This window comes from Flavobacterium sp. (assembly GCF_041392005.1).
In the GTDB taxonomy this organism is placed as follows: domain Bacteria; phylum Bacteroidota; class Bacteroidia; order Flavobacteriales; family Flavobacteriaceae; genus Flavobacterium.
This window is the reverse complement of sequence record NZ_JAWKMX010000005.1, coordinates 68,302-80,380: the sequence shown is the minus strand read 5'-3', so window position 1 is coordinate 80,380 and position 12,079 is coordinate 68,302. Positions and strand designations below refer to the sequence as shown.

8 protein-coding genes are annotated in these 12,079 nt (G+C 33.6%); 5 read left to right on the top strand and 3 right to left on the bottom strand.

Going from position 1 to position 12,079, the window contains the following annotated elements; genetic code table 11:
• Positions 1 to 2: 2 nt before the first annotated feature.
• From pgmB to R2808_RS04580, 3 genes are all read right to left on the bottom strand, one after another.
• Complete coding sequence (pgmB, locus tag R2808_RS04590) at positions 3 to 659, bottom strand: beta-phosphoglucomutase (RefSeq protein WP_371269781.1); 657 nt, start codon at positions 657 to 659, stop codon at positions 3 to 5.
• Entirely contained in the window at positions 659 to 2,005 is a 1,347-nt protein-coding gene (locus tag R2808_RS04585) for an MFS transporter (protein WP_371269780.1), read from the bottom strand. Before R2808_RS04585 ends, pgmB begins: the two co-directional genes overlap by 1 nt.
• A gap of 180 nt (positions 2,006 to 2,185) precedes the next feature.
• Complete coding sequence (locus R2808_RS04580; RefSeq protein ID WP_371269779.1) at positions 2,186 to 3,223, bottom strand: LacI family DNA-binding transcriptional regulator; 1,038 nt, start codon at positions 3,221 to 3,223, stop codon at positions 2,186 to 2,188.
• Between the two features lie 214 nt (positions 3,224 to 3,437).
• Between R2808_RS04580 and R2808_RS04575 the strand changes: the two genes are divergently transcribed.
• From R2808_RS04575 to R2808_RS04555, 5 genes are all read left to right on the top strand, one after another.
• Positions 3,438 to 4,988 (top strand): SusC/RagA family TonB-linked outer membrane protein, encoded by a 1,551-nt coding sequence (locus tag R2808_RS04575; RefSeq protein ID WP_371269778.1) that lies wholly within the window; start codon positions 3,438 to 3,440, stop codon positions 4,986 to 4,988.
• 451 nt (positions 4,989 to 5,439) lie between these two features.
• On the top strand, positions 5,440 to 6,489 hold the full coding sequence (locus tag R2808_RS04570; protein ID WP_371269818.1) for a TonB-dependent receptor domain-containing protein: 1,050 nt from the start codon (positions 5,440 to 5,442) through the stop codon (positions 6,487 to 6,489).
• 11 nt (positions 6,490 to 6,500) lie between these two features.
• Positions 6,501 to 8,036, top strand: a complete 1,536-nt coding sequence (locus R2808_RS04565) for a RagB/SusD family nutrient uptake outer membrane protein (RefSeq protein ID WP_371269777.1) — start codon at positions 6,501 to 6,503, stop codon at positions 8,034 to 8,036.
• Positions 8,037 to 8,057: 21 nt separating this feature from the next.
• Complete coding sequence (locus tag R2808_RS04560) at positions 8,058 to 9,158, top strand: SusE domain-containing protein (protein ID WP_371269776.1); 1,101 nt, start codon at positions 8,058 to 8,060, stop codon at positions 9,156 to 9,158.
• Positions 9,159 to 9,211: 53 nt separating this feature from the next.
• On the top strand, positions 9,212 to 12,067 hold the full coding sequence (locus R2808_RS04555) for an alpha-amylase family glycosyl hydrolase (RefSeq protein WP_371269775.1): 2,856 nt from the start codon (positions 9,212 to 9,214) through the stop codon (positions 12,065 to 12,067).
• The last annotated feature ends 12 nt before the right edge of the window (positions 12,068 to 12,079 follow it).

Below are 12,079 nucleotides of genomic sequence, written 5' to 3'. Positions count from 1 at the left end.
TTTTATTTTTCAATTAATTCTTTTAAAAATTCATTTGATATAGCTGTAAAATCATTGAAGCAATAGTTAGCTTCATGTAAAACGGCTTTATCTCCTATTCCAATACTTAACATATTTGCAGCATTTGCTGCTTGAATTCCAGCAAAAGCATCTTCAAATACAATGCAATTTTCGGGGGTTGATGCTGTTAATTTAGCACCAACTAAAAAAACTTCAGGATCTGGCTTTGCTTTAGAAACAGCATTACCATCAACAAGAGCATCAAAATAAGATGTAAGATGCACTTTATCTAAAATAACTTTAGCATTTTTACTTGCTGAACCTAAAACTATTTTTTGGTTGTTATCTTTCAAAAACTGTAATACTCGCTTTACATCTGGTAGAATTTCTGATTCATCCATTTTTTCGATGTAGGCTAAATATTCTTCATTTTTTTGAACCAACCATTTTTCTTTTTTTTCGTCAGAAGCCGTTTGATTGCCTAGTCCTAAAATAATTTCAAGTGAACGAACTCGGCTAACACCTTTTAATTGTTCGTTATCTTCATTCGTAAAATGTATTCCTAATTGAGTGGCTAAATTTTGCCAAGCTAAAAAATGATATTTAGCCGTGTCAACAATTACACCATCTAAATCGAAAATAAATGTTTTTTGTTTCATTACAAACTTTCTTTATCTTTTACCTTTAATACTAAAACTGCAGCAATAATAAAACTTATACCACTCATAACAATAGCATAAATAGCATGGTCGTTATATACATATTTAACCAATGGCCCACCTATTAGTGCATTGATAATTTGAGGAATTACAATAAAAAAGTTAAAAATTCCCATATAAACGCCCATTTTTTTTGGTTTTATAGAACCCGCTAATATAGCATATGGCATTGCCAATATACTTGCCCAAGCAACACCAACCAAAACCATTGAAAAAATAAGCGCTTCTTTATTTGGCATAAAATACATAGAAAGTAATCCAATACCTCCTAATACTAATGAAATTGCATGAGTCTTTTTACGACCAATTTGTTTCGCTATATAAGGTAAACCAAAAGCAACAATTGCTGAAACAAAATTATACACGCCAAAAATGATTCCTACCCAATCGCCTGCATCTTGAAATGCGGGGCTTTTTGTATCATCTATTGAAAGTCCATAAATATGTTGTGCAATAGCCGGTGTGGTAAAAACCCACATACCAAAAAGTCCAAACCATGAAAAAAACTGCACCCAACTTAATTGGCGCATAGTTTCGGGCATTTTTACAAAATCGGTAAAAATATCAGAAAGTTTTGCTTCTTTAACCTCACCAACTGCTTCTTTACTTTCAATTTCTTCTGTAAACTTTGCTAATTCTTCTGGGGAATATTCTTTTGTTGTAGTAATAGTAATTATAATAGAAACGACTAAAACAATAGCACCAATAATAAAAGAATAAATTAAATTTTCGGGAACAACAGAATTTGCTGTAGGTTGATTACTGATGCCAAACCAATGATTTAAAACATATGGCAACCATGAACCCACTACAGCACCAATACCAATTAAAGCTGTTTGAACACTAAAACCTAAAGTGTGCTGATCTGCTCTTAGATTATCGCCTACTAACGCACGGAAAGGCTCCATGGCAATGTTAAACGAGGCGTCCATAATCATAAGCATACCTGCACCAACCCAAAGTGCTGGCAGAAAAGCTATGAAAATTTCGGCTTGTGGCATAAGAACCAAACCAATTGACGCCAATAATGCCCCTGCTAAAAAATAAGGTTTACGTCTGCCGAAACGCGTCCAAGTATTGTCGCTATAATGACCAATTATTGGTTGAACAATTAACCCCATTAAAGGAGCAATTATCCAAAACCAAGACAATTCGTGCACATCGGCTCCAAACAATTGTAAAATTCTACTGGCATTGGCATTTTGCAAGGCAAAGCCCATCTGTATTCCCAAGAAACCGAAACTCATGTTCCAAATTTCCCAGAAACTTAATCTACGTTTTTCCATTATCGTAATTTTTATTATTTACGATAAGCTATGCTTATCAAAACTTTTGTGAAGTAAATATAAGCTTTGATTTTTCAAAAGTAATTTTTTTAATGTAGCTCGCAAAAAAAGAAGGTTTATTTTTTTTATTTACAAGAATCAAACAAAAACAAAAATCTGATTTTCAGTAAATTAATCAAGTTACAACGTTTTCGTAGTTTCTCTTAATATTAATTCTGTTTCTATTTCCACCGTATCGTAAACTTCAACTTCGTTTTCTTGTTCTTCGTTTTCGTCTTCTAATTTTTTAATTAAAATTTGGGCTGCTTTTCTTCCCATTTTTACACCACTTTGACTAACTGTTGTAATGGTTGGGGTAGAAAACTTAGAAATAATACCGTCAGTAAATGCAATTATTTCTAAATCGTTTGGAATTTTAATTTGCAAACTATTCGCAATTTTTATGGCTACAACTGCAAACAACTCATTTACTGCGAAAATGGCATCAATTTTTTCGGTACTCATTAAATAATGAATCTTTGTATCGCAAGTATCCATGTCTTCAATTTTAACAATATACTTATCCTCTACTGCTATTCCGTTGTCGATTAATGCCTTTTTGTAGCCGTCTGTTCGTAATTTACCTACACTAACATAATCTACAGTTGTAATAAGTGCAATTTTTTTAGCCCCTGTATTTAACAAAAACTGAACTGCATTATAGGCTGCCATAAAATCATCAATAATTACTTTATCGGTATTTATTTTATTAGTTACCCTATCGAATAAAACTACGGGCATTCCTTGACTAATAGCTTCCTTTATATGATGAAAATCTTGTTTCTGTTGTGTTTCCTTTGATAACGACATTATAAAACCATCAATACTTCCACTTGCAAGAGTTTCCATATTAATAACTTCTTTTGTAAATGATTCATTAGACAAACAAACTAATACATTGTAACCTTCATCATTAGCTACTTGCTCTACACCTGTAATAACCGTTGCAAAGAAATGATGTACAATTTCTGGAATAATAACTGCAATAGTCTTAGTGCGTCTATTTTTTAAACTTAATGCAATATTATTAGGTTTATAGTTGTACAATTTAGCAAAAGCCTGAACTTTTAGCCTTGTATCTTCGCTAATTTCTGGACTATCTTTTAAAGATTTAGACACGGTTGAAACCGAAACATCTAACTCTTTTGCAATTTGTTTTAATGTTACCTTTTTTCTCAATGTATTATATTCTTGCAATAAATGTACTATTTAAATTTTAATTTTCGCAAAAAACGAATAAAAAAACGCCGAAAACATAAAGTTTTCAACACGAAAACGTTTTCGCAAGCCTTAGCTCACACCCGATGTCTTTTTTTACAATTTATTTACATAACTTTAACACTTGAAGTAAATATAAGCGAATTTAAAAAAGCGTTAAATTTAAAAATTTTGTATGAAAACACTGCAAAAAAAGTTACTATTTATGTTGTTTTTATTCCCATTAGGAATGCTAGCACAAAATGTTTTAAAAGGTGTGGTTATTGACCCTTCTATGCAAGAGCCATTACCCGGAGTAAACATAATAGTTAAAGGAACATCGAACGGTACAGCTACCGATTTTGATGGAAAATTTACATTAAACAATCTTAAAGTAAACGATGTTATCGTTTTTAGTTATTTAGGTTTTACAGATTACACATTAACCTACACAGGGCAAAAAGAAGTTACTGTTAATTTAACAGAAAGTTCAGAAATGCTCCAAGACTTAGTTATTATAGGTTATGGTTCTGTAAAAAAAGAAGATGCTACAGGTTCTGTAGATCTTATTACAGCGAAAGAATTTAATAAAGGAACAATTGTTTCTGCAGACCAGCTGTTAACAGGTAAGGCTGCTGGTGTTAGAATTACTAACAACGGCGGACAGCCCGATTCTGCACCAAATATTAGAATTCGTGGAGGTGCATCATTAACAGCTAATAGTAGTCCGCTAATTGTTATTGATGGTATTCCTATCGATAACACATCTCCTGCAGGAGTTAGCAATCCATTAACGTTAATTAACCCTAACGACATTGAGAGTTTTACGGTTTTAAAAGACGCTTCTGCAACTGCTATTTACGGTTCTCGAGCTTCTAATGGTGTTATCATAATTACGACTAAAAAAGGTACTTCTGGAGACCCTAAATTCAATTATTCTGCTAATGTTTCCGCTGGAAAAGTAACTAAAAAAATTGACGTTATGAACAGTAGCGAATTTACTCGATTTATAGAAGAATTTCACCCTAATTTAGTTAATAAGCTAGGAGTAGAAAACCCATCTAGCGGTGAAAGAGTTATTTATGATACCGATTGGCAAGATGCTATTTATAGAAACTCAATTTCTACCGACCATAACTTTAGTGCAAGGGCAAATCTTTATGGTTATTTGCCTTTTAGAGCTTCTGTAGGATATACTAAAAATGAAGGTTTAGTTAAAACTAATGACTACGAAAGGCTTTCATATTCTGTAAAAATGACGCCAAGCATTTTTGATGATCATTTAAAAATTGACATGAATGCTAAAGGAACATACACCTATAAAAATGCTATAGACGAAGGTAGTGTTTTAGCTGGAGCCGTGAATATGGATCCTACTAAACCTATATATGATGAATTTGGAACTAGTCTTTTTGGAAATTATTATCAAACCATGGACGATTCAGATCCAAATATTATAAGTGGGCAATATAACCCTGTTGCATTATTAAATCAACGTAAAAGACCGGAAAGAAACCTTCGCTTTTTAGGTAATTTAGAATTAGACTACAAAATGCACTTCTTACCAGAATTACGTGCAGTTGTAAATTTAGGTCTAGATGCTTCTCAGGCCAAATTAAGAGAAACTTTTTCAGAAAACAATTTAGCTTTATACAGATATAGTAGTGGAAACTATCAAGTTTTCAATTATGGAAAAACTATGAAGAACACCAAACTACAACAAACACTCACTTTGATAGCTATTTAGTTTATAGTAAAGAATTAATGGTGCTTACGAAAATTTGATATTCAAGGAGGTTATTCGTAATTAAAAATTTTAAAAAATGATGGATACAAAGACATCTGCTAATACAAATACTACTACTGGTGTAATTGAATACACCTCGGATCCTACTAATGAATTTTACAACCCGAATAATCCAAACAATAGATATTACAAATGAATTAAATCTTCTCAGTCTTTTCTTTTGAACAAATTTTGACGGTATAATAAATATTTAGTTACGTTATCATTAAGAGCTGACGGTTCTTCATTATTTAACAAAGATAATCGTTGGGGCTATTTTCCTGCTGCAGCTGTTGCTTGAAGTTAAAAGAAGAAACATCTAAAAGACTCAAACTTTGTTAACGACTTAAAAAATCGATTATGCTGGTAAAACAGGACAACAAGATATAACTCACAAGGCTTTTATCCTTCAATTCCTTTATTTACAGTTGCAGGAACTACCAGCCAGTACTTACCTGGTTCTAATTTATTTTCGGCAAATGCATACAACCCAGATTTAACTTGGGAAAAAACAACGACATATAATGCTGGTTTAGATTTTGATTTCTTTAAAAACAATTTGTTATCAGGATCATTTGAAATATACAAACGCTACACTAAAGACTTATTGGCAACTATTCCTGTTGCTCCTGGTCAATACCTAAAAGACAGCTTTGTAAGTAATATAGGGGAAACCGAAAGCAAAGGTTTTGAATTAAATTTAAATATTAAACCTGTTCAAACTGATGTTACAAGTTTAAAATTTAACACCAATTTAGCATATAATTATACTGAAATAACTAACTTAGGAGATGTTACTATGATTAGTGCTGGCGGTACTTTACCAACAGGAACTAACGTAAACAGTCAAGTTCATGCAGTAGGATTTCAACCTGGTTCATTTTGGGTATTTCAACAACTTTACGATGCGAATGGAAAAGTAATACCTGGAGCCTTTGTTGATAGAAACGGGGATAGTAAAATTACAAACGACGACCGTTATATTGTTGAAAGAACACCTAAATTTACATTTGGTTTTGGTTTCAATTTTAATTATAAAAATTGGGATTTTAGCTCTAGTTTTAGAGGCCAATTTGACGGACAAACTTACAACTCAAGAATTTTAACTTCTGGTTGGACAGACGCTGTTAAACCTGTTAGAGGTAGTAATTTAACAAACGTACTTAATTTTTATGACGGTGCTGCAGATTCAAGTTTTGTAAACTTCAACGGAAATGAAAAATTTTCAGACTATATGCTCCAAAATGCAACATTTTTACGTTGTGAAAATATTGTTTTAGGATATCGTTTCAACAAATTATTTAATAATGATAGTACATCATTACGTTTATACGGTGCAGTAAACAATGCCTTTTTAGTTACTAAATATTCTGGTCAAGACCCAGAAGTTTTTGGTGGTATTGATACTAATTTTTATCCAAGACCTAGAGTTTATACTTTTGGTTTAAGTTTAGATTTTTAAAATAAAATGTTATGAAAATAATTAAAGTATTAAGTTTATTTACACTATTGTCGATACTATTTTCGTGTACCGACGATTTGAATACGGAACCTAAAGTTGAGCTTTCATTAGAACAACTTTTAGCGCAAGACCCAAATGCCATAACAGGTATTTTATCAAAATTATACGGTTCGTATGCTTTATCTGGACCTAATGGGCCTGGCAGTTCCGATATTTCTGACGATCCAGGAGAATCTCCGTTTTTACGTGGAATTATTAACCTACAAGATTTTACTGCCGATGGCATGAAAAACCGTTGGGGAGATGATGGTTTAGACCAATTGACAACTACTTCAAATTGGGACGAAAACAATAAGTTTTTCAGATATTTATACAATCGTATATATTACACAATACCACAATGTAATAACTTATTGGTTGTTCTTCAAAATGTAGATGTTGAAAACAAGGAACAAATTATTGCTGAAGTTCGTTTTTTAAGAGCTTTAGCCTATTACTATCTTATTGATTGTTTTGGAAAAGGTGTTTTAGTAACCGAAGCTGAAGCAGGTGTTACATTACCTCTACCCGAATCTTCAAGAGTTGACCTGTTTAATTTTGTTGAAAGTGAATTAATCGATGTAGTTAATAATTTACCAACATCAAATACTTATGGTAGAGCTAACAAATACGCTGGCGCTATGCTATTAGCCAAACTTTATATGAATGGTAAAGTTTATACCGGAACAGATCGTTACACTGATGCCTACCCATACATTAACATGATAGTTAGTGAAGGCGGCTACAGTTTAGAACCTAACTATGGTGCTTTATTTTCTGGAGACAACAATTCATCAAGTGAAATTATTTTACCATTAATTGCTGATGCTGTTACCAGTCAAAGTTATGGGAATACAACTTATATTATATGTGGAAGTATGAACAGTGCTACAATGGATACTTCATTATTTGGAAATCCTGGTGGAAACGATGCTTGGGCAGGACACAGAGCTACAAAAGCTTGGTATGGTCTTTACGAAACAAATGATGAAAGAGGAGAATTGTTTTGGACATCGGGGCATACTTATGAAATGAATGATTATAAAGAATGGACAAATGGTTATCCTTCTATTAAATTTAGAAACACTAATTATTATGCCGCTTCAGGAGCTGCAACAGTATTCTCAAATACAGATTTTCCTTTATTCCGATTAGCAGATGCGTATTTAATGTATGCAGAGTGTTTCCTACGTGGTGGTGGTGGTAGTTCATCATTAGCTTTAGACTATGTAAATGACGTAAGAGATCGTTCTCACGCAGACTTAATCACTGCAGGAGATTTAACATTAGATTTTATTCTTGACGAAAGAGGTCGTGAATTAAATTTAGAAGGACATAGACGTAGTGACTTAATCCGTTTTGGAAAATTTACAGGTGGAACATACCTATGGCCTTGGAAAGGTAATAGTGTAAATGGTGCAGCAATATCTAACACCTATAATCTGTTCCCTATACCACTTACTGCATTACAAGCAAACCCTAATTTAACGCAAAACCCTGGTTATTAATATTAATAAAATTATAAGAAAATGAAAAAAGTTTTAAAAATATCAGCTTTATTATTAGTTTTTTTCGCAGCATTTTCGTGCGAAAACGACGACCAAACTATTATAAACCCTAGTGGTGGGCCAGAATTATTAACTCCTGAAGATGGTAGCGAATATGTTCTATTACCCGAAAACGCAAGCAACGATTTAGTTACTTTAGTATGGAATCATGCCGATTATGGTGTGCAAACACAAGTAAACTACGAAATTGAATTAGCCTTAGCTAATACAGACTTTGCAGAAGTTGTATCTGCGGGTACAACTAGCAACCGCTTTTTAGTTTGGAAAGTAGAAGAATTAAATGGCGCTATGACGGCTTTAGGTGCTACTCCTTACACTCCTACAGATGTTGATATGAGAATTAAATCTTCTTTAGGAACAAATGAAGATGTAGTAGCTTATTCAAATACTATAACATTAACCATTACACCTTATTCAACTGATTTACCAAAAATAGCTGTACCAGGAAATCACCAAGGCTGGTCGCCTGGAACAGCTCCAGAATTAGCTGCTTACGAATATGGGAACACAGACTACGACGGTTATGTTTGGTTAGATGGCGAATTTAAATTTATTGCAGCTAACGCTTCTGGTGTTTACGATTGGGGAAATACAGACTGGGGCGATGATGGGACCTTTACTAATACTTTAGTTGAACAAGGCGAAAGTAATTGTAATGCAACTGCTGGTTACTACAGACTACGTGCTAACACTACTAGTTTAACTTATGATGCTACACAAGTTTCTTGGGGAGTTATTGGTTCTGCAACTGCTGCAGTAACAGGAGGTTCAGGATGGGATAGTGATGCCGATATGACTTATGATGCTGCTACAGGTGTATGGTCAATAGTAATAACTTTAGGCGATGGTGAAATTAAATTCCGCTACAACAACAACTGGAACAACGGTGCAGACCAATGGAATTTAGGTGGTTACAAAGCTAGTGAAGATGGCACACTTAATTACGCTGGCGACATGATGACTTATGGCGGTGAAAACATCGCAGTTACAGCTGGTACTTATTTAATAGAATTAGATTTATCGAATCCAAGAGCTTATACGTACTCGCTTACACCACAATAAAATATTTTAAACAAAAAGGGCTACTAAGGTAGCCCTTTTAAATCTCTATGAAAATGAAAGAAAAATATCTATTATTACTATTATTTTTTACTACAATTTCTTTCGCACAAGTAAGTTGGCAAGGCGGAACTAACCCCGAAGCTAACCAAAGTGCAACCATTTTATTCGATAAAACAGGTACAGGATTGGCTTCATACTCGGGTACAATTTATGCACATACTGGGGTAAATGTAGATGGAACAGACTGGCAAAATGTAATTGGTAGTTGGGGCAACAACACTAGTCAACCAGCATTAACATTGGTTTCTGGAAATATTTATAAGTTAGACTTAACACCAACTATTCAAGATTTTTATAGCAACCCATCGGGTAGTATCACAAAAATTAATTTGGTTTTTCGTAGTGCCGATGGTTCACAACAAACTACCGATTTAGCTTTAAATGTAGGAGCATTTCAAGTAACATTAGCTACTCCTGACCAAAACAGTTATACCGTTTTGCCATCGGGAGGAAATCTTACCGTAACTGCATCAAACACTAACGGAAATGCTAGTTATAATTTAATAGCAAATGGCGCAAGTATAAATACAGCTACAACAGCCTCTTACAGTTACACACATACAGGTATTACTACTAATACTACTTACGAATTACAAATTACACAAGGCGCTGTAACTTACAGTAAAAGGTTTTACGTAGTAATTGCTGCTGCTACAACTATAGAAGCTTTACCTACTGGTTTAGATATTGGTATAAACTATAATCCTTCAGATGCTACAAAAGCGACATTAGTTTTAAATGCACCAGGAAAAGACTTTGTATATGTGGCTGGTTCTTTCAACAATTGGCAACCTACTGGTGCTTATGCTTTGAAAAAAGATACGGCATCAGATAAATTTTGGATTGAATTAACTGGATTAACCGCAGGGCAAGTATATACATATCAATATTGGGTTGGTGATCAAACACCTACAACAAACTCGCCAAGTATTGTTAAAATAGCTGATCCTTGTTCTACCTTAGTACTTTCCCCTTACGATGATCCTTGGATTTCGGCTAACAGCTTTCCAGATTTAACCACTACCTATGCCTACCCTAGCGGACAAGAAAGAGAGGTTACAGTGCTACAAACAGGACAAACACCTTACAGCTGGCAAGTACCAAATTTTACGAAACCAAGTAAAGATAATTTAGTAGTTTATGAAGTGCTTATACGCGATTTTGATGCCGATAGAAATTATCAAGATTTAATTGATAAAATCGATTATTTTAAAAGTTTAAATATTAATGCTATAGAATTAATGCCAATTATGGAATTTGAAGGCAACGAAAGTTGGGGATACAACACTTCATTTCACATGGCATTAGATAAGTATTACGGAACAAAAAATAAACTAAAAGAGTTTATTGATTTATGCCATCAAAATGGAATTGCTGTAATATTAGATTTAGCTTTTAATCACGCTTTTGGTAGAAACCCTATGGTTCGTATGTGGATGAACGATCCTGATGGAGACGGCTGGGGCGGTCCTAATACCGACAATCCTTATTTTAATACTGTAGCTAAACATAGTTATGGCGTTGGCGACGATTTTAACCATCAATCTATTCATACTCAAGACTATGTAAAACGTACTATTAAACATTGGATACAAGAGTTTAAAATAGATGGATTTCGTTGGGATTTAACTAAAGGATTTACGCAAGCATGTAATTCTGGAGATGATACGTGTACCAATAATTATCAATCGGATAGAGTTGCTGTACTAAAGCAATATGCGGATTATAGTTGGAGTTTAGATACCAATCATTATGTAATTTTTGAACATTTAGGAACAGGTGGTTCTGCCGCCGAAGAAGTAGAATGGGCAAACTATAGGTTAGGCGAAGGAAAAGGAATTATGCTTTGGGGAGAAGAATTTTATCCTTACAAACAACTAGCACAGGGCTATGCTACAGGTGCCGATATATCAGGAATTGGACATGTAAGCAGTGGTTTTTCTGGTAAACGATTAATTGGCTATCCTGAAAGTCATGACAAAGACCGTTTAATGTACGAAGCCTTTACTTATGGCAACGGAAATGGTGCTTTTCCAGTACAAGGAAATTTAACCAATACATTAAACAGAATGCCATCAATAGGAGCTACAAGTATTTTAGTACCAGGACCTAAAATGATTTGGCATTTTCAAGAATTAGGAATGGACGATTCTATTTATACATGTAATAATGGTTCGGTTAATAATGAAAGTGACCCTATTGCAGGCGATTGCAAATTAGATACCAAACCACAACCACAATGGGTAGAAAATTGGCCTGCCGATGCTATTAGAGGTGCTATTTATGAACAATATGCTCGTTTTATTAAATTAAAAACTACAGAACCTGTTTTTAATGGCGATTATTCTATTAGCCCAGATGGTAACAATATTAAACCTAGAATATACATTTACGACAACAGTTTACCCGCTACTAGTTTAAAAAATGTTGTAGTTTTAGCAAATTTTTCGGTAGCAAACTTAAACGTAACAGCCGATTTCCCTTATACAGGAACTTGGTACAATTTAATGGATAACTCTACTTTAAATGTTACGGCTACTAATATGCAAATTGCTATTCCGTCTGGTGGATATAAAGTTTATGGTAACCAACCCGCGCTACTTTCTACAGATCTTGTGTCGCTAGAAAACAACTTTGCTATTTACCCTAATCCTGCCGATACCGAATTATTTCTTTCTAAAGATGTAGATGCTTTAGAAGTATTCACAATTACAGGGCAAAAAGTAATTTCAATAAGCCAAGTTAACGCTTTTACACCTATAAATATTTCCGAATTAACTAAAGGAATGTACATTGTAAAAGCTACTAAAAATAATAACTCAGTTTCTAAACAACTTATAAAAAAGTAATAGAATTTGTTT